The sequence below is a fragment of the Chelatococcus sp. KU-N122 genome (assembly GCF_055391085.1).
Map to the genome: position 1 here is coordinate 358,450 of NZ_AP043981.1, position 18,841 is coordinate 377,290.

Genomic DNA, 18,841 nt, shown 5'->3' on the forward strand with positions numbered 1-18,841 from the left:
GCCACGGGCCTCGCCGGTCCCGTCATCAGAGTGACATTTCCCAAGCCTAGCAGTCAGGCTCCCCGCTTCCGTGCGAGAAACCCAATGCGTGGCCTGATCACGGTTCTCACCGTCACGACCTGTCTCGTCTCGGCCGCCGAGGCGGCGACCATCTATCCCCTGGACCGGGCCGACATCCTGGTGCGGTCGCCCTTCGACCTCAAGGTCGAGTTCGACAAGGTGGTCAAGCCGGACGACGTCAAGGTGACCATCAACGGCAAGCCGGCGCGCGAGGTTCTCGGCAAGGACGTCGAGTTCATCGAGAAGGAAGAGGGCGTCGACGCCTCCGCCGTGCGTATCCGCGCCGCCCAGATCGGCCAGCCCGGATCCTACAAGATCGAAGCGGCGGCCGACGGCGACAGCAAGACGGTGACCTGGAACGTCTACGCCACCCAGGCGACGCCCAAGGCCAAGAACGTCATCTTCTTCCTGGGCGACGGCCTCTCGGTCGCCCATCGCACCGCCGCCCGGCTGATGTCGAAGGGCATGACCGAGGGCAAGGCCAACGGCCACCTGAACATGGACGGCCTCGACCGCATGGCCTTCATCGGCACGTCGGCGACGAACTCCATCAGCACCGACAGCGCCAATTCCATGTCGGCCTACATGACAGGGCACAAGACGGCGGTGAATGCGCTGGGCGTCTACGCCGACCGCACCAAGAACAGCCTGGACGATCCCAAGGTCGAGAACATCGCCGAGGCGCTGCGCCGGGTGACCAAGAAATCCATCGGCGTCGTCTCGGGCGCCGAGATCGAGGATGCGACGCCGGCCGCCGTCATCGCCCACACCCGGCTGCGGGCCGACAAGCCCGAAATCGCAGCCATGTTCCTCGACACCAAGCCCGAGATCATCCTGGGCGGCGGCTCGGCCTATTTCCTGCCCAAGGGCACACCGGGCTCCAAGCGCAAGGACGACAAGGACCTGATCACGGCCTTCCGCGACGACGGCTACGCGCTCGCCACCGACAAGGCCGAGCTCGCCGCCGCCTCCGGCACCAACACCGGCAAAATCCTGGGCCTGTTCCACACCGGCAACATGGACACCGTCCTCGACCGGGAGTTCCTGAAGAAGGGCACCGTGCCGAAGTTCCCCAACCAGCCGGGGCTGGTCGACATGACCAAGGCTGCGCTCGACCAGCTGTCGAAGAACCCGGACGGCTTCTTCCTGATGGTCGAGGGCGCCCTGATCGACAAGCAGTCCCATCCGATGGACTGGGAGCGCGCCGTGTTCGACACCATCGAGTTCGACAAGGCGGTCGGGCTCGGGCTCGAGTTCGCCCGGAAGAACCCGGACACCCTGGTCATCGTCACCTCCGACCACACCCACGGCGTGTCGCTGATCGGCACCATCGACGACGACAAGCCCGGCACCGACATGCGCGAGAAGGTCGGTGTCTACGCGGCCGCGGGCTTTCCCAACTACGAGGACAAGGACGGCGACGGCTATCCCGACCGGATCGACGTGAGCCGGCGGCTGGCGATGTTCGCCGCCGACTTCCCCGACTATTATGAGACCTTCCGGCCGAAGCTGGACGGCCCCTTCGAGCCCACCGTCGCCAAGGGCAAGCAGGAGTACGTCGCCAACGAGGCCTACAAGGACGTGCCCGGCGCCGTGCTGCGCATCGGCAACCTGCCGCGCGAGGCTGAATCCGCCGTGCACGCCGTGGACGATGTCATTCTGCAGGCGACGGGGCCCGGCTCCGATGCCTTCAAGGGCTATATGGAGGAAAGCGACGTCTACCGCATCTTGGTCGACGCCATGGCGCTCGCGCCCGCCCGAGACTGACGCGCGCCACCCCGTGCGGCACCCGGCGATCTCGCGGCGGCAACTCGTGCACGGCGTCGCGGCCGCCATGCTGGCCGCGACGCTCGCGCCGGCATGGGCCGGCGGAGCGACGCTCGATTTCGACGAGCTCTACGGCAAGGTGAGCCCGCTCGGCCTCGCCTTCTCCGACAAGGTCAAGGGGCTGGCGGGCCGCAGCGTCACCATGCGCGGCTTCATCGCGCCGCCGCTGAAGGCCGAGGCCAACTTCTTCGTCCTCACCGAGATCCCGATGTCGATCTGCCCGTTCTGCTCGTCGGACGCCGACTGGCCGGACAACATCGTCGTCATCTATCTCGAGGAGCGGCGGACCTTCGAGCTGGCCAATGCCCTGATCCAGGTCACCGGGCGACTGGAGGTCGGTTCCTGGACCGACCCGGAGACGGGATTCGTCAGTCTGCTGCGGCTCGTCGGTGCAAGCTTCCGGCAGGCGTGACGGTGCCTGCGCTGCGCGTCAGCAATCTGGACATGCGCTTTGCCGGGCTGGGCCGGCCGGCGCTGTCGATCCCCTCCCTCGACCTCGCCGCCGCCGCCCACGTCGCCGTCACCGGCCCCTCCGGATCGGGCAAGACCACCTTGCTCAACCTGCTGACCGGCCTGGAACGGGCCGGCGCCGGCGCCGTGCGCTGGGACGACACCGATGTGTCGTCGCTGACGGAAAGCGCGCGCGACCGTTGGCGTGCCGCCCACGTGGGGCTGGTCATGCAGGAGTTCCACCTGCTGGCTGGCCTGTCGGCGCTCGACAACGTGCTGCTGCCTCAGCGGCTGGCGCACTTACGCCTTCCGGCCGGGCTGCGCGCCAACGCCGAGCGCCTGCTGGCGCGGGTAGGCATCGAGCGCCTCGACCAGGCGGTCGACACCCTGTCGCGCGGCCAGATGCAGCGTGTGGCCGTCGCCCGGGCGCTGGTGGCGCGGCCCGGCATCCTCGTCGCCGACGAGCCGACCGCGAGCCTCGATGCGGAGGCGGGCGCGGCCGTGGCCGACCTGCTGACCGAGCTGGCGCGCGATGTGGGCGCCACGCTGATCGTCGCGACCCACGACCCCTTGTTCCTCCGCCGTTTCGGCCGCGTGCTCCGGCTGGACGCGGGCCGCCTTGTCCAACCCTGAGGGACGCGCCCGATGTTCCGGCTGATAGCGGCGGACCTGCGGCGGCACTGGCTCGGGGCGGCGGCCATCGCGCTGCTGATTGCGCTCGCGACGGCGCTGGGCGTGGTCGTGACCTTGCAGGAGCGCGCGCTGCGGCTCGGCAGCGCGCGGGCAGCGGCGGCCTTCGATCTCGTCGTCGGCGCGCCGGGCAGCGAGACGCAGCTCATTCTGTCGTCGGTCTTCCTGCAGGCCGCGCCGCTGCCGCTGCTGCCCGGCCGGGTGCTCACCGCCCTGCTCGGCGATCCCCGGGTCGCCTGGGCGGCTCCGGTCGGCTTCGGCGACTTCGCGGGCCGCTATCCGATCGTGGGCACCACCCAGTCCCTGGTGGACGGCATCGGCGGGCTCGGCGACGGGAGAGCCTTCGCCAGGCTCGGCGAAGCCATCGTCGGTGCCGACGTGGACCTGGCGATCGGCGACACGATCCGCCCCATGCACGGCGAGAGCCACTGGCCGGCGAGCGTTCACCAGGGCATCACCTACAGGGTGGTGGGCCGCCTGCGCCCCACCGGGACGCCGTGGGACCGCGCCGTGCTGGTGCCGATCGAGGCGGTATGGCGCATCCACGCGCATGGGCCGGACGCCGCCGGCCACGATGGCCACGCCGCCGCGACGGACCGGGCCGCCGACGGCCCGCCGCCTCCTGTCCACTTCGACGCGCCGATCGATCCGGCGGCCTTGACCGCCCCCGACGCGCCGGGCCTGCCGGCCATCGTGGTCAAGCCGCGCACCATTGCCGACGCCTACAAGCTCCGCCAGGAGTGGCGGACGGAGCGCAGCCTCGCGGTCTTTCCCGGCGAGGTGCTGACGCGCCTCTACGCGACGCTCGGCGATGCCCGCACCGTGCTGTCGCTGGTCGCCTGGGGCGCCCAGGCGCTGGTCGCCGCGGCCATCCTGCTCGTGGTGCTGCTGCACGTGCTGCAGCGGCGCCGCCAGATCGGGGCGCTGCGCGCCTTCGGGGCCCGCCGCGAGATCATCGTGCTCGTCGTCTGGCTCGAAGCGTTCGCGATCCTCGCCGCGGGCGTCATGGCCGGCTTCGCCGTCGGCTATGGCGTGGCCCGCCTGCTCTCGGCCACCATCACGGCGACGAGCGGCGTCGCGCTGCCGGTCGCCTTCGCGGCCCAGGACGCGGCGGGGCTGGCTGTCCTCCTTGGTCTCGGCGCCTTGGCCGCCGTCGTGCCGGCCCTGCTCGCCTACCGCCAGTCACCGGCCGCGGCGCTCAGGAGCTGACGGGGCGCCGGCTTGACGGCCTCGCGGCGCTTTTGGGCGCGGCTCGGCGACCTGGGCAGGCTGGGCGGCGTTGGGCGCGAGCATGCCGCCGGTCACAAAGCTCGTGATGGCGCCCAGGATCTCCTCCGGGTCGGCCGGGTTGCAGATGCCCGGCGCGAGCACCTCGAGCCGATGGGTATCCGAAAAGGCATAGAGATAGGCGCCCACCATGAGGGTCAGCCGCCAATAGGCGTCCGCTGTCGAGAGGCTTGGGAGCGCCTCCTGCAAAGCTTCCGCGAACATGCGTGTCGAATCGTCATAGGCGACGCTGCGGAGCTCGTACGAGATCTCCGGCGGCTCGGTATGGAGGCGGGCATGCAGGCGCATGAACGTGCGCCCCCCGGGCGTCTCGCGCATGGCGAGGGCAGGCATGAGAAAGGCGTTCAGGATGTCGCGCAGCTGCGGCCGCTCCGTGCCCGCCTGGAGCGCCTCGAGGCGCCGCACCCGCTCCCGGGCGATCTCAGAGCCGCGGCGCAGGAACGTTTCCCGAAACAGGCCGTCCTTGGATCCGAAATAGTAGTTGATGAGAGCCTGGGTCACCTGCGCCCGCTCGGCCACCGAGCGCAGGCTCGTCCCGGCGTAGCCCTGGTTGGCAAACTCCACCTCGGCGGCGTCCAGGATATCGTCGCGGATGGTGCTCACGCCCTCGGGCCGTCCGGGCCCCGCCCGCTTCTTTCTGCGGACCGCCGCCTTCTTCGCCACGCCGGCGACGGTTGGGCTGGATGGTGCCATGCGTTCGCTCATCGTGGGACCTTCTGTCCACGTCTTGCTCCATCCGAGAGCCTTGGGCGCCCGAACGGAGCTTCTGCTGCGTGAGGTAGCAAGGGAAGCTCCACCGATGATGAGATGTCGAGCACGGCTTGCCCGCAAATTCGGCAGGAGAGCCGGGCCGAGCCCCCCGACGCGCGAGCGGCGGCGCCGCGTGGTGAGCTCCTCCTGGCCTGGGCGGGAAAGTGCCACAGACCGGCCCCCGACCCAAATGGCACGTGAATTGCGTTGATCGGCATCGGCCACCTTCCCTCAATCATGGAATTGACTCGCAAACGGAGCCGCACGTATGATGCGCTTAATTAATTGGTCGTTTAATAAATTCAATCGCCGATCCCGCGCAGCGGGCCCGAGCGAGGGAATGCAAGACGCGCCGGCGCATCGGCGCGACAGGGAGGGACCCATGAAAGCCGCGCTGCTCGGAATTGTCCTGGTCGGATTGGCGGGACGCGCCATGGCGGAGGACGAGATCCGCATCGGGCTGGTCGAGCCCGTCACCGGCTCGGTCGCCTACAACGGCAAGTCCGTGGTGGAGGGAGCCAAGCTCGCGCTGCAGGACATCAACAAGGCCGGCGGCGTGCTCGGCAAGCCGTTGCACCTCATCATCGAGGACGGGCAATGCAAGCCGGCAAACACCGTGAACGCGGTTGAGAAGCTGGTGCAGCGAGACAAGGTCGTCGCCCTCATCGGCGCCTTCTGCAGCTCGGCAACGGCCGCCATCATGCCGATGGCGGCGAAGTACAAGGTCCCGCTCCTGACCGGGGTGTCCTCGAAAGCGGACCTGACCGAGCAGGGCAACCCCTACTTCTTCCGCGCCGCGGAGACGGACGCTCTGCTGGCCAAGGCCTTCTCCGGCATTCTCGCCGACGACCTCAAGCTGAAGACCGTCGCCTACATCGGCGTGAACGACGACTGGGGCCGCGGCGCCGCGGAGGAATTCGGCCGCGATCTCTCAGCCCGCGGCGTGAAGTCGGTCGGGGTGGAGTACTTCGATCACGGCACCACCGACTTCTATACGCTGCTCACCAAGATCCGCGCCGCCCGCCCCGACGGCATCGTCGTTGCAGCCGAGACCCAGGACGGCTCCATCCTGGCGAAGCAGATCAAAGAGCTAGGGCTCACCGCCAAGGTGTTCGGCGTCGGCTCCTGGGCAACGGCCGACTTCATCAACCTGGCCGGTGACGCCGCCGAAGGACTCTACGCGGCCGTTCCATATGTTGCGAGCCTCGATACACCGCGCAACACCGCGTTCGTGAAGGCCTACGAGGCGCAATACGGCGCTCGGCCCGGGAAGTACGGGGCGGCTGGCTACAACGCCGTCAACATCATGGCCGCCGCCATCGCCCGCGCCGGCGGCACCGATCCGGAGGCGATCCGGGGGGCGCTGCGCCAGACCGACTATGCCGCCCCCAACGGCACCTACAAGTTCACCGACAAAGGCCAAGCCTACGGCTTCGAGACGGCGCTGGTGAGGATCGAGGGCAAGGAGCCCAAGGTCATCTCGACCGCCCCGGTGGCCGCCCCGCAGTAAGCCGCCGATTCGGCCGCCGCTTGCCGTCCCCGGCCACCCTTCATTCGCCGGAGCGCCCGAGGCACCCGAGGGCCGCCATCCGCCACTTCCGGGACCATTCCATGGACTTGTTCCTCCAGTTTCTCATCAACGGGCTGATCAATGGCTCGTTCTACGCGCTGTCGGCGCTCGGGCTCACGCTCATCTTCGGCCTCATGCGTGTGGTCAACTTCGCCCACGGTGAAATGTACATGCTGGGCGGCGTGCTCGGCTGGCTCTTCACCACGCACCTCGGCCTCAACTTCTTTCTGGCCGCGGTGCTGGTCGGCGCGGCGATGGCCACGTTCGGGCTGCTCGTCGACCGCTTTCTCATCGAGCGATTGCGCGGCGAGGGCGAGGAGCCGGGGATTCTGTTCACCATCGGCCTGTCCATCTTCCTGGCCAACGTCACCCTGCTGGTGGTCGGCCCCGCGCCGCTGAAGGTCGCCGGAGCCGTCCCCGAAGGCGCCATCCTCATCGGCCCCGTGTTCATCACCAAGCTGCGCCTGATCGCCGTGGCCGTGGGCATCGCGCTCATCGTGGCGACCCACGCCCTGATCCGGCACACCCGGCTCGGCCAGGCCATGCGGGCGACCTTCCAGGATCCCATGGCCGCAAGCCTCGCCGGCATCCGGGTGGCGCATGTCCATGCGGCCACCTTCGCGCTGGGCTGCACCCTGGCGGCGCTTTCGGGCATGCTCCTCGCCTCCATCTACTCGGCGCAGGCCGGCATCGGCGGGCTCGTCAGCCTCAAGAGCTTCGTGGTCGTCATCCTCGGCGGACTGGGCAGCTTCCCCGGGGCTGTCGCCGGCGGCCTGTTGCTCGGCGTCGCCGAGTCCCTGTGGGGCGGCTACGTCGCGACCGGCATGGTCGACGTGATCGGCTTCGTCCTCGTGATCCTGATCCTGGTGTTCCGCCCCCAGGGCCTGTTTGCAACCGCCGCTGCGGAAAGGGCCTGAGCCATGAGCTTCGATTTCCGCGTCCTGCTCTCGCTGCTGGCGGCAGCGATCGTGTTCCCGTTCGTGGTCCACGACCCGTACGTGCTGCACATCGCCATCCTCGTCCTCTTCTATGCGGTGCTCGCCAGCAGCCTCAACCTCGTGGTCGGCTACGTCGGCGAGTTCTCCCTCGGGCACACCGCCTTTCTCGGCACCGGCGCCTACGGCGCCGCCCTGCTGGCGCAGAGCGCCGGCTGGCCCATGTGGGCGACCATCCCCGCCGCAGGCGTGCTCGCCGCCCTCGCGGGCGCCTTTATCGGCACGGTCACGCTCCGCTTGAAGGGGCCCTATTTCGTCATCGTCACCCTGTCCTTCGCCGAGGTGCTGAGGCTGGTGGCGAACAACTGGATCGCCGTCACCAACGGCCCCATGGGCCTCGCCGGCATCCCGCAGGACGGGCTCGTCGACAAGCGCCAGCTCTTTTATGTCATCCTCGCCATCGCATCGGTCTCGCTCTACCTGTGCTACCGCTTCGTCCACTCCAATGCCGGACGCGGCGCCGTCGCCGTGCGCGAAAGCCGGTTCGTGGCTCAATCCATCGGCATCGATCCGTTCGCCGCGGCCATGCTGGCGTTCGTGCTGGGCGCGTTCCTCGCCGGCCTCGCCGGCGGCTTCTACGCCCACTACATCACCTTCGTCGGCCCCGACGTCTTCCAGTTCAGCTTCATGGCGAGCATGATCATCATGGTGCTGATCGGCGGTAAGGGCACGCTCATCGGGCCGATCATCGGCGCAACCATTGTCACTTTGCTCGACGAATACCTGCGCGATGCGCAGGAGCTGCGCCTCACCCTGTTCGGCCTCATCGTCATGGCCGTCGTTCTCTTCCTACCCAACGGGATCATCAGCCTGCTGCGCAAGCTCCAGGGCTCTGGCGGCGCCCGCGCGCCAGCGCGCCCGATCTCCGTCGACCAAGGGACCCTGTAACAATGACGGATGCCACAGCGAAGCCCCTCCTGGAGGCGGACCGCCTCACCCGGGTGTTCGGCGGCCTCACCGCCGTGCGGGATTTCTCCTTCCGGCTGATGCCCGGCGAGATCGTCGGCCTCATCGGCCCCAACGGGGCGGGGAAGACCACCTGCTTCAACATGGTCACCGGGTTCTGCCCGCCGACCTCCGGGCGGATCCACTTCAAGGGTCACGACATCACCGGCCGCCAGCCCCACCGGATCGCCCGGCTCGGCCTTGTGCGCTCGTTCCAGAAGACCTCCGTCATGAAGAAGCTGACGGTGTTCGAGAATGTCCTCACCGGCCATTACATGCAGGGCCGGCAGTCTCTGCTCGGAACCTTCCTGCCGGGTCCGCGCACGCGCCGCACGGAGGCGCGGATCGCCGACAGCGCAGCGCACATCGTCGACACCCTCGGCCTCACCCGCCGGGCCGATGCCCCGGCTCACCTGCTGTCCTGTGGCGAGTTGCGGCTGCTGGAGGTCGCCGTGGCGCTCGCGGCCAAGCCCGAAGCCCTGCTGCTCGACGAGCCCGCGGCCGGTCTCAACAGCCATGAGGCCGGCCAGTTCGGCGAGGCGCTGAAGCGGCTCGTCGGCACCGCCGTGAACGCCCTGCTGCTGGTCGAGCACAACATGAGCCTGGTCATGGCCACCTGCGACCGGCTCGTCGTGCTCAACTTCGGGCAGAAGCTGGCGGAGGGGCGGCCCGAGGAGGTGCGGGCGAACCCCAGCGTAGTGGAAGCCTATCTCGGAAAGGCCGCAGCATGAGCGGCCCCCCGGTCCTCGCAGTCGAGCAGATCCATGTCTGCTATGGCGCCACGGCGGCGCTCCACGGCGTCTCGTTCGAGGTTTACAAGGGCGAAACGGTTGCCCTCATCGGCGCCAACGGTGCAGGCAAGAGCACCACCCTGCGCGCCATCTCCGGCCTCCTCAAGCTGCGCTCAGGCGCCATCCGCTTCGAGGGGAACAGCATCGCCAACCTGTCCCCGGATCGGATCGTCGCCGCCGGCATTGCCCATTGCCCGGAGGAGCGGCATGTCTGGCCCGCCATGACGGTCGAGGAAAATCTCAGCCTGGGCGCCTTTCTGTGCACCTCCCGCGCCGAACGGGAGCAGCGTGTCGGCATGGCATTCCACCGGTTTCCGCGCCTGCGGGAGCGCGCGCGCCAGCTCGCCGGCACGCTCTCGGGCGGCGAGCAGCAGATGCTCGCCATCGCCCGTGCCCTCGCGTCGGAGCCGCGCCTGCTGATGCTCGACGAGCCGAGCCTCGGCCTCAGCCCCAAGATGGCCGACGAGGTGTTCGAGGTGGTGCGCTCCATCAACGCCCACGGGGTCACCGTCCTGCTGGTCGAGCAGAACATCTACAATGCCCTCGACGTCGCCTCGCGGGCCTATGTGGTGGAGACCGGCCGCACCAAGGCCGCCGGACCCGCCGCCGAGCTGAGGGGCGATCCGGAGCTGCTGCGCGCCTATCTCGGCGGATGAGGCGCACCGTCAGCGGCATGGATTTCGCGCCTTATTTAAATGAATGAACAATTAATATCTGGAGAAACGATGTGAGAAGGCGAAAGAGGATCGGCATCATCGGCGGCGGCATCGGCGGCGTCGGCCTGGCGGCGAACCTGCTGGGCCGTGGCTTCGAGGTGCACCTGTTCGAGCGTGCCACGGCATTCGGCGAGGTGGGCGCCGGCATCCAGATGACCCCCAACGCCGTGAAGGTCATGAAGGCCCTTGGCCTGCTCGACAGGATGATGGCCGCCGGCTTCCTGCCGGAGGCCATCGTCGGCCGCAACTGGCGCTCCGGCCGCGAGACTTTCCGCACGCCGCTGAAGGCGGTGTGCCCCACGCTCTACGACGCCCCGTTCATCCACATCCACCGCGCCGACCTGCACGGCATCCTTGCCTCGCTGGTGCCGGAGGACCTGGCCACGTTCGGCGCGACGTGCACGACCGTGCGCCAGGCCAAGGACGCGGCGGTGGCGGAGTTCAGCGACGGGTCCGCCTTCGAGGCCGATCTCATCGTCGGGGCTGATGGCGTACGCTCGGCGGTGCGCACCGCCTTGTTCGGGCCCGAGGCACCCCGTTTCACCGGCCACATGTGCTACCGCGCGCTCGTCCCGGTCGACGGCGTCGTGGACTACGTGAGCCCGGATGCCTCGTTCTGGATGGGACCGCGAAGCCACGTCGTGACCTACTACGTGCAGGGCGGCAGGGCGGTGAACATCGTCGCCGTCGCGGAGACGGCGCGGTGGGTGGAGGAATCCTGGAACGCGCCGAGCAGCCGCGACGAGATGCTCGACGCCTTCCGTGGCTGGCACCCGAATGTGGAGAGGCTGTTCAGCCAGGTCACCGACGTCTTCAAATGGGGCCTGTTCGATCGCGATCCCATGGCCGGATGGTCGAAGGGCCGGGTCACGCTCCTGGGCGACGCCGCCCATCCGATGCTGCCGTTCCTCTCGCAGGGCGCAGCCATGGCCATCGAGGACGCCTACGTGCTGGCGGCTGCGCTCGCCCGCCATGACGAGTTGGCCACCGTCCTCAAAGCCTATGAGGCGGAGCGACTGCCGCGCACCAGCCGGGTGCAGCTCGAAGCGCGGGAGCGGGGGCGGACCTACCACCTCCCCTCCGCCGTGGCCCAGGCCAAGCGCGACTTCCTCTACTGGGTGCGCGGCCTCCTCAACCCTCAGTCCAGCGGCATCCAAGCCAACTGGGTCTACGCGTACGACGCGCGCAAGTTCGAGGCCGCGTCGGAGCCGGCGCCGTCGCGCCTTGTTGCCTGAAGCCATCGAGGCGTGACCATGACAAGCAAGATCTACCGCATCGGGCAGATCGTCCCGAGCTCCAACACCACCATGGAGACCGAGATCCCGGCGATGTTCGAGGCGCACGCCCGGGCGCACGGCACGCGCTTCACCTTCCATTCCAGCCGCATGCGCATGAAGACGGTGAAGAAGGAGGAGCTCGCCGCCATGGACGGCGAGTCCGACCGCTGCGCCCTGGAACTGAGCGACGCCCGGGTGGACGTCCTCGGCTACGCCTGCCTCGTGGCCATCATGAGCATGGGCAAGTCCTACCACCGCGTTTCCCAGGAGCGCCTCCACGCGCGCACGATCGAGAACGGCGCGCCGGCGCCGGTGATCACCAGCGCCGGCGCGCTGGTGGACGCCCTCCACGTGATCGGGGCGAAGCAGGTCGTGGTGGTGGCGCCTTACATGCGGCCCCTGACCCAGCTCGTGGTGGACTACATCACCGACGAAGGGGTGACGGTGAAGGATTTCCGCGCCCTGGAGATCCCCGATAACCTGGAGGTCGGCCGCCACGATCCGGCCCAGCTGCCGAGCATCGTCAGCGGGCTGGACCTCGCCGATGCGGACGCCATCGTGCTGTCGGCCTGTGTTCAGATGCCCTCCCTGCGGGCCATTGCGGAGGTGGAGGCCCGCACCGTCAAGCCGGTCGTCACCGCGGCGGTCGCCACCACCTACGCCATGCTGAAGGCGCTCGCCCTGCCCGCCTTCGTGCCCGGCGCCGGCGCCCTGCTGTCCGGCGCGTACTGAGGGAGGTGCAGATGGCCACAACCTTCCTCTACGGTGCGAACGTAGGCGCCAACGGCATCCGCCAGCATTATCTGCGCTTCGGCGGCCGGGGCCGGCCGTTGCTCCTGCTGCCCGGCATCACCAGCCCGGCCGTGACGTGGGCCTTCGTGGGCGAGCGTCTCGGCCGCGTCTTCGACACCTATGTCCTCGACATCCGCGGCCGCGGCCTCTCCGACAGCGGCGACGGCCTCGACTATTCGCTGGAGGCCATGGCGCGGGACGCGGTGGCCGTCGCAGAGGCGCTCGGCCTGAGGGACCATATCCTCGCCGGCCATTCCATGGGCGCGCGCATCGCGTTGCGGGCGCAGGCGCGCCACGGGGCGCGGGCCAGCCGCCTGGTGCTGGTGGATCCCCCGGTCTCGGGGCCGGGCCGACGCTCCTATCCGGCAGACCTCTCCTGGTACGTGGAGTCCATCCGGCTCGCCCGGGCCGGATGCGACGCCGAGGCCATGCGCGCCTTCTGCCCCACCTGGACGGACGCACAGCGCGCGCTGCGGGCCGAATGGCTCCACACGTGCCACGAGGGGGCTGTCACGACAGCCTTCGCCGACTTCCACGCCGACGACATCCACCCCGACTTCCCGGTCCTCACGTGCCCGACCCTGCTCATGGTGGCGGGCCGGGGCGGCGTCATCACGCCGGCCGACGAGGACGAGATCCGGGGCCTCAATCCGGCCATCGACATCCGGCGCGTCGATGGCGCCGGACACATGATCCCCTGGGACGACGAGGACGGCTTCCACGCCGCCCTCGGCGGCTTCCTGGGCGAGCCCCTCTGATCCGTTTCCACCCGTAGACCCGAGAGGAGATCCTCATGCCCGTCAGCGACGCCGATATGGTCCGCGCCTGGACCCATGTGCTCAAGTTGTCGAAGCTCGAGCCGAAGCAAACGGTGACCATCCTCACCACCGAGCACTCCCACGCGCAGACGCTGCGCACGGCGAAGATTGCCGCCGGCAACCTGGGAGCCACGGTGAACCGGCTCGACCTCGCCCCGATGAACGCCGAGCATTCCCTGAGCCGCGACAGCCTCGCCTATCTCGGCGAAACGCCGCTCACCGGCAACGGCGCCGCCCTCGCCGCGCTGAAGCAGAGCGACCTGGTGCTGGATCTCATGACCCTGCTGTTCTCCCCGGAGCAGCAGGAGATCCTTGAAAGCGGCACCAAGATCCTGCTCGCCGTCGAGCCGCCGGAGGTGCTCGTGCGGCTGCTGCCGAACCTCGACGACAAGGCGCGCTGCGCGGAGGCAGCGGCCATCATGTCCGGCGCCCGGGAGATGCACGTCACCTCCAAGGCCGGCACGGACCTCCATTTGCCCATGGGCCAGTTTCCGGTCATCCAGGAATACGGCTTCGTGGACGAGCCGGGCCGCTGGGACCATTGGCCGAGCGGCTTCAGCCTGACCTTCTCCAACGATGGGGAGGCTCATGGACGCGTCGTGCTCGACCGCGGGGATATCCTGCTGCCGATGAAGTCCTATCTGTCCGCCCCGATCGAGATGGCCGTGGAGAAAGGTTACGTGACGTCCATCACCGGCGGCGTCGATGCCGATCTTCTCAACGATTACATGGCGGTCTTCGAGGATCCGGAAGCCTATGCCATCTCGCACATCGGCTGGGGCCTCCAGAACCGGGCGCGCTGGTCGACGCTCGGCCTCTACGATCGCGAGGAGACGATCGGCATGGATGCGCGCGCTTTTGCGGGCAACTTCCTGTTCTCCATGGGCCCCAACAACGAGGCGGGCGGCAACCGCACCACCGCATGCCATATCGACATCCCCATGCGCCGCTGCACCGTGGCGGTGGACGGGCGCGAGGTGGTGCGCGACGGCGCCCTCGTGGCGCTGGACGCGGCGGCATGAGCCCGGCTTCTCTCCCGGAGGCCGACACGGCGGTCTACCGGCGCCAGGGCTTCGGCCGCGCCCTCGGGCTCGAGGGCCGGCTGGGACTGCTGATCGTGGACTTCGTCAACGGCTTCGCCGACCCGGAGGTGTTCGGCGGCGGCAACATTCCGGCCGCCATCGCTCGCACCCGGCAGGTCCTCGCCCATGCCCGCGTGCGCCGCTGGCCGGTGGCGCACAGTCGCATCGTGTTTGCGGACGACGACGCGGACGCAAACGTGTTCTGCCTGAAGGTCCCCGGGATGCTCTCCTTGAAGGAAGACAGCCCCGAGAGCGCCATTGTCGCAGAGCTCGCGCCGCTGCCGGGCGAATTGGTGGTGCGCAAGACGGTGCCGTCGGCCTTCTTCGGCACCGCGCTTGCACCCTGGCTCGTCCGCAAGGAGGTCACGACCCTGCTGATAGCCGGCTGCACCACGAGCGGCTGCGTCCGGGCCTCGGTCGTGGATGCCATGTCCTTCGGCTTCCGCCCCGTGGTGCTGGAGGACTGCGTCGGCGACCGGGCTTTGGCGCCGCACGCGGCCAACCTGTTCGACATGGCACAGAAATATGCCGACGTCGTTGCCGCGGAGGCCGTCCTGGCGCCGTGAAAAGTGACGGGCCCCACCGGCCCGCCATCAGGCGGTTTGCGCCCGGCGCCAAAATACCGCTCTACTTCCCTTAGATTCGCAGCTGGGCCTGGGCGTTCGCCCGGCCGGATGACATCATCCGGCCGGGCGAACGCCCAGGCTCAACATGGAGCAGCGGCCAGAGACGGCCGGGCGGTGGAGGAAACATGCTGATCCCGATGGCAGACGTGCCGCGCTGGCACGCCGACCGGAACGGCCACGACACCGTGGCCATCATCCACGGCGACGACAAGCTGACGTGGGGCGAGCTGGAGCGGCGCGCCAACCAGCGGGCGCGCGCCTTCGCTCACATGGGCGTCAAGCCGGGCGATTTCGTCGCCGTCGGCCTGCCCAACTCCAACGTCTTCTACGAGAATACCTTCGCCATCTGGAAATGCGGCGCGACGCCCTGCTCGCTGTCGTATCGCCTGCCACGCGGCGAAGCCGCAGCGATCCTCGAGCTGCTGCAGCCCTCTCTCGTCATCGGTGGCGAGGCCGATTGGAACGCCCCCAAGACGCTGCCGCCCGATTTCAAGCCCGAGGGATTTTCGGACGAGCCGGTCACCGGCCCGATCGCCCGCTATTGGAAGGCGATGACCTCGGGGGGCTCGACCGGCCGGCCGAAGGTCATCGTCGATCACCAGCCGGCGGCGACCGATCCCAAGGTGCCGCCGATCGTCATGCACGAGCACGTCAGGCTGCTCAATCCCGGCCCGGTCTACCACAACGCGCCGTTCATCATCAGCCATACGAGCCTGTTCGAGGGCGGCCTGCTGGTCGGCATGCCCAAGTTCGACGCGCTCGAGGCGCTCCGCCTGATCGAGCGGCATCGCATCGAATGGGTGAATTTCGTGCCGACCATGATGAGCCGCATCTGGTCGCTGCCCAAGGAGGAGCGCGAGCGCTTCGATCTGTCGAGCCTGCGCATCGTCTTCCACATGGCGGCCCCGATGCCCATGTGGCTGAAGGAGGCGTGGATCGACTGGCTCGGGGCCGAGCGCATCTACGAGCTCTACGGCGGCACCGAGCGGCAGGCTTCCACCGTCATTCCCGGCACCGAATGGATCAAGCGCAAGGGCTCGGTCGGCCGCGTGGAGATCGGCGGTGCCAAGGTCGTCGACGAGGACGGGCGCGACCTGCCGCCGGGCGAGACGGGCGAGATCTACCTCAAGTCGGCCGAGGGCGCCGGCACCACCTACCACTACCTGGGAGCGGAGCCGAAGCGCACGAAAGACGGCTGGGAGTCGCTCGGCGACATCGGTCGCATCGACGAGGAGGGCTACATCTGGCTGGCCGACCGTCGCTCCGACATGATCCTGCGCGGCGGCGCCAACGTCTATCCGGCCGAGGTCGAGGCGGCGCTGATCGCCCATCCGGACATCACCACCTGCGCCGTCATCGGCTTGCCGGACGCGGACCTCGGCGCGCGCATCCACGCCATCGTGCAGCTCGCCGACGGCAAGGATGCGGACACGGTGCTGGCCTCCCTGCCCGACTTCCTCGCCAGCCGGATCGCCCGGCCCAAGCACCCCGAGAGCTACGAGCTGGCGACCGACGCGGTGCGCGACGACGCCGGCAAGGTGCGGCGCACGGCGCTGCGCGACGAGCGCATCGCCTGGCTCGAGCAGGGTCGCGAGTTCCGCCTGCGGCCGCAGCCGCCGGCCGCGGCGAAGTCGGCCTGACGCGTTATTTTGACGGCTTGGCGTTGCCGGCGCCGGCTGCGGACCTCACCCCCCACGCGGGGCGAGGTTCGCAGCCGGACGGCCGGAGGCCCTGTGCTGCAACGGAGCAGCAGCACTACCTGATGGCAATCGGGTTGATGATCGCCTGCACCGCGCCGGTGACCCGGGCCGGCCCCAAGACGAACAGAAACTCGTAAGCCTTGTCCTTGGACAGCTGCTCCGTGTTCATGTTTTCCAGGATGTAAGTTCCCGTCTTGGCGAGCAGGTGCTGGTGGACGGGAAACAGATCCTTGGTCTCGAAGGGAATCACTTCGAGCGCCGAGGAATCGGAACCAACCGCCACGACCCCGATATCCGTCAGGTATTGCGCACCCTCGAGGCCGATTCCCGGTTCTCCGGCGCTGTAGCGCTTGTCGTCCTTGCCGATCAGGCTGGTCCAGCCGGTGTGAAACAGAACCACGTCGCCCTGACGGATATCGACGCCCTGCTTCTTGGCGGCCGCCTCGATCTCCGCCCGATTGAAGGCCGTCCCTTCCTTGACCACGTCCGTGTTGTTCAGCGCCGCCATGTCGAGCAGCACGCCACGGGCGACGAGCGGAGGGACCTTCTCGATACCGAGCTTCTTCAGGCCGTTGGGGTCGGCGAAGTCGGCCCCCTTGTTGCCGTTGTAATAGACGTGTTCGATCCCGAGGTGGCCCAGCCCGTCGAGCTGGCTACCGACGCCGACCCACCCCTCGATGATATCGTCGTTATAGGTGGCCTTGTTCGGCCCCAGCCCAGGAATGCCGGCCTGGCCCGGCTGGACCACCATGAGCTTGAAGCCACGGGGTGGAAAAGCCGGCGTCTTGGCGTTGGTCTCGATGCCGAGCGCATAGGTCTTACCGGTCTTCACCAGCTGGGTGGCTTTGAGCACAAGCTCCGGCGTGATGTAGTTCGCCGCGCCGATCTCGTCGTCCGGGCCCCATTTGGACTTGGTCCAGTCCTGGGCGGCGGCGGGCGTTAGAGTGCACACCAGGGCAAGCAAGCCCCAGCGGATCGCTGACGTAGGCATGGTTCCTCCCTCAGATGGCTCTTGTGACCATCGGCGTGCATACTCAAGGGAGTGCAACCAGGATGCAAGCGGGGATCGGCAGCGCTGCGCCGGGGCAACCCTGCCGATCAGGCGCTCAATCCACGTGCTGGCCCTGCAGGTAGCCGCCCTTGCGGGAGTCGCGCATCAACACGGCCACGCCGAACGCGATGGCGCACATGATGGTGACGTACCAGAAGAACCAGGATTCGTGCCCGACGCTCTTGAACCAGAGCGCCACGTACTCCGCCGAGCCGCCGAACACCGCGTTGGCAAGGGCGTAGGCGAAGCCGACGCCGAGCGCCCTCACCTCCGCCGGGAACAGCTCCGCCTTCACCAGGCCGCTGATCGACGTGTAGAGGCTGATGATGGCGAGCGCGATCAGGATCAGCACGAGCGCCGTCCAGGGGTTGGTCACGCCGCCGATGGCCGTCAGCAACGGCACTGTCGCCACCGTGGTGAGGCCGCCGAACAGCAGCATCGAGTTGCGCCGGCCGATGCGGTCGGAGAGCGCCCCGAACGGCGGCTGCAGGCACATGTAGACGAACAGCGCCGCCGTCATCACGATGTTGACGGTGCGCGTCTCCATATGGGCCGTATTGATCAGGTATTTCTGCATGTAGGTCGTGAACGTGTAAAAGATCAGCGACCCGCCGGCCGTAAATCCGAGCACCGTGAGGAAGGCGCGGGGATGCTGCCGCAGCAGCGCCATCAGCGAACCGGCCTCGCTGCGCTTGCGCACCTCCTCCGACTGGGTCTCCTCGAGCGTCCGCCGCAGAAAGAGCGCGATGACCGCCGTAGCGGCGCCGATGAAGAAGGGGATGCGCCAGCCCCACGCCCGCATCTCCTCGGTGCTGAGCATCAGCGCCAGGATCAGGATAACCAGGGAGGCGAGCAACTGGCCGCCGATCAGCGTGACGTACTGGAAGGAGCCGAAGAAGCCGCGACGGCCCACCTTGGCCACCTCGCTCATGTAGGTCGCGCTGGTGCCGTATTCGCCGCCGACGGAAAGCCCCTGGCCCATGCGCGCCAGGAGGAGCAGCAGCGGCGCCAGGGTGCCGATGGTGGCAAAGGTCGGCAGGCAGGCGATGATGAGCGAGCCGAAGCACATCATCAGCACCGAAATGATCATCGAGCGGCGGCGCCCGTAGCGGTCGGCGATGCGGCCGAAGAGCCAGCCGCCGATGGGCCGCATGAGGAAGCCGATGGCGAAGATGGCGGCGCTGTTGAGCAGCTGGATGGTCGGGTCGCCGGCCGGGAAGAAGGCCGGCGCGAAATAGATGGCCGTGAACGCGTAAACGTAAAAGTCATACCACTCGACGAGATTGCCGGACGAGGCGGCAAAGATGGCGAAGACGCGTTGGCTGTCGCTGAGCCCGGCCAGGCGGGCAGCCGGATCGGCGGTCGTGAGCGCTGTCATGGGTCGATCTCTCTCCACTGGATCACCGCGACTCGT

General features: G+C 68.4%; 18 protein-coding genes. 15 read left to right on the plus strand and 3 right to left on the minus strand.

The genetic code is table 11. The features are described from left to right. The first annotated feature begins 84 nt into the window (after positions 1-84). The 4 genes from ACZ5PO_RS01620 to ACZ5PO_RS01635 all read left to right on the plus strand — a co-directional run bounded on the left by ACZ5PO_RS01620 (position 85) and on the right by ACZ5PO_RS01635 (position 4,236). Positions 85-1,827: an alkaline phosphatase gene (locus ACZ5PO_RS01620; protein ID WP_464189584.1), complete on the plus strand. Its 1,743-nt coding sequence runs from the start codon at positions 85-87 to the stop codon at positions 1,825-1,827. Between the two features lie 67 nt (positions 1,828-1,894). After that, on the plus strand, positions 1,895-2,299 hold the full coding sequence (locus tag ACZ5PO_RS01625; RefSeq protein WP_464196608.1) for a hypothetical protein: 405 nt from the start codon (positions 1,895-1,897) through the stop codon (positions 2,297-2,299). 2 nt (positions 2,300-2,301) lie between these two features. Further along, positions 2,302-2,970: an ABC transporter ATP-binding protein gene (locus ACZ5PO_RS01630; protein ID WP_464189587.1), complete on the plus strand. Its 669-nt coding sequence runs from the start codon at positions 2,302-2,304 to the stop codon at positions 2,968-2,970. Positions 2,971-2,982: 12 nt separating this feature from the next. Further along, positions 2,983-4,236 (plus strand): FtsX-like permease family protein, encoded by a 1,254-nt coding sequence (locus tag ACZ5PO_RS01635; RefSeq protein ID WP_464189589.1) that lies wholly within the window; start codon positions 2,983-2,985, stop codon positions 4,234-4,236. Here the strand turns inward: ACZ5PO_RS01635 and ACZ5PO_RS01640 are convergent. Continuing rightward, positions 4,210-5,019 (minus strand): TetR/AcrR family transcriptional regulator, encoded by an 810-nt coding sequence (locus ACZ5PO_RS01640; protein ID WP_464189591.1) that lies wholly within the window; start codon positions 5,017-5,019, stop codon positions 4,210-4,212. The two genes, ACZ5PO_RS01635 and ACZ5PO_RS01640, sit on opposite strands and share 27 nt — an antisense overlap. Positions 5,020-5,446: 427 nt before the next feature. On the opposite strand from ACZ5PO_RS01640, the gene ACZ5PO_RS01645 reads away from it, so the two are divergent. The 11 genes from ACZ5PO_RS01645 (at position 5,447) to ACZ5PO_RS01695 (ending at position 16,316) form a co-directional block, all read left to right on the plus strand. Then, complete coding sequence (locus ACZ5PO_RS01645; RefSeq protein WP_464189593.1) at positions 5,447-6,574, plus strand: ABC transporter substrate-binding protein; 1,128 nt, start codon at positions 5,447-5,449, stop codon at positions 6,572-6,574. Positions 6,575-6,675: 101 nt separating this feature from the next. After that, the gene (locus ACZ5PO_RS01650; RefSeq protein ID WP_464189595.1) at positions 6,676-7,551 is read left to right on the plus strand and encodes a branched-chain amino acid ABC transporter permease; all 876 of its coding nucleotides are present in this window, start codon (positions 6,676-6,678) and stop codon (positions 7,549-7,551) included. A 3-nt stretch (positions 7,552-7,554) separates the two neighbouring features. Then, on the plus strand, positions 7,555-8,517 hold the full coding sequence (locus ACZ5PO_RS01655) for a branched-chain amino acid ABC transporter permease (RefSeq protein WP_464189597.1): 963 nt from the start codon (positions 7,555-7,557) through the stop codon (positions 8,515-8,517). 2 nt (positions 8,518-8,519) lie between these two features. Next, positions 8,520-9,305 carry an ABC transporter ATP-binding protein gene (locus ACZ5PO_RS01660; protein ID WP_464189599.1) on the plus strand — a complete coding sequence of 262 codons (786 nt, stop codon included), beginning with the start codon at positions 8,520-8,522 and terminating at the stop codon, positions 9,303-9,305. After that, positions 9,302-10,021 carry an ABC transporter ATP-binding protein gene (locus ACZ5PO_RS01665; protein WP_464189601.1) on the plus strand — a complete coding sequence of 240 codons (720 nt, stop codon included), beginning with the start codon at positions 9,302-9,304 and terminating at the stop codon, positions 10,019-10,021. The genes ACZ5PO_RS01660 and ACZ5PO_RS01665 overlap by 4 nt, the downstream gene beginning before the upstream one ends. A 71-nt stretch (positions 10,022-10,092) precedes the next feature. Further along, positions 10,093-11,316 carry an FAD-dependent monooxygenase gene (locus ACZ5PO_RS01670; RefSeq protein ID WP_464189603.1) on the plus strand — a complete coding sequence of 408 codons (1,224 nt, stop codon included), beginning with the start codon at positions 10,093-10,095 and terminating at the stop codon, positions 11,314-11,316. Between the two features lie 18 nt (positions 11,317-11,334). Beyond that, positions 11,335-12,090 (plus strand): maleate cis-trans isomerase family protein, encoded by a 756-nt coding sequence (locus ACZ5PO_RS01675; protein ID WP_464189605.1) that lies wholly within the window; start codon positions 11,335-11,337, stop codon positions 12,088-12,090. A gap of 11 nt (positions 12,091-12,101) precedes the next feature. Beyond that, on the plus strand, positions 12,102-12,908 hold the full coding sequence (locus ACZ5PO_RS01680) for an alpha/beta fold hydrolase (protein WP_464189608.1): 807 nt from the start codon (positions 12,102-12,104) through the stop codon (positions 12,906-12,908). A gap of 35 nt (positions 12,909-12,943) precedes the next feature. Next, positions 12,944-13,990: a 2,5-dihydroxypyridine 5,6-dioxygenase gene (locus tag ACZ5PO_RS01685; RefSeq protein ID WP_464189610.1), complete on the plus strand. Its 1,047-nt coding sequence runs from the start codon at positions 12,944-12,946 to the stop codon at positions 13,988-13,990. Continuing rightward, positions 13,987-14,616 (plus strand): isochorismatase family protein, encoded by a 630-nt coding sequence (locus ACZ5PO_RS01690; RefSeq protein ID WP_464189612.1) that lies wholly within the window; start codon positions 13,987-13,989, stop codon positions 14,614-14,616. Before ACZ5PO_RS01685 ends, ACZ5PO_RS01690 begins: the two co-directional genes overlap by 4 nt. Positions 14,617-14,801: 185 nt before the next feature. Beyond that, on the plus strand, positions 14,802-16,316 hold the full coding sequence (locus tag ACZ5PO_RS01695; RefSeq protein WP_464189614.1) for an AMP-binding protein: 1,515 nt from the start codon (positions 14,802-14,804) through the stop codon (positions 16,314-16,316). Between the two features lie 115 nt (positions 16,317-16,431). On the opposite strand, the gene ACZ5PO_RS01700 is transcribed toward ACZ5PO_RS01695, so the two are convergent. Beyond that, entirely contained in the window at positions 16,432-17,367 is a 936-nt protein-coding gene (locus tag ACZ5PO_RS01700) for a cyclase family protein (protein ID WP_464189616.1), read from the minus strand. A gap of 115 nt (positions 17,368-17,482) precedes the next feature. Further along, positions 17,483-18,805, minus strand: a complete 1,323-nt coding sequence (locus ACZ5PO_RS01705) for an MFS family transporter (RefSeq protein WP_464189618.1) — start codon at positions 18,803-18,805, stop codon at positions 17,483-17,485. Positions 18,806-18,841: the final 36 nt, after the last annotated feature.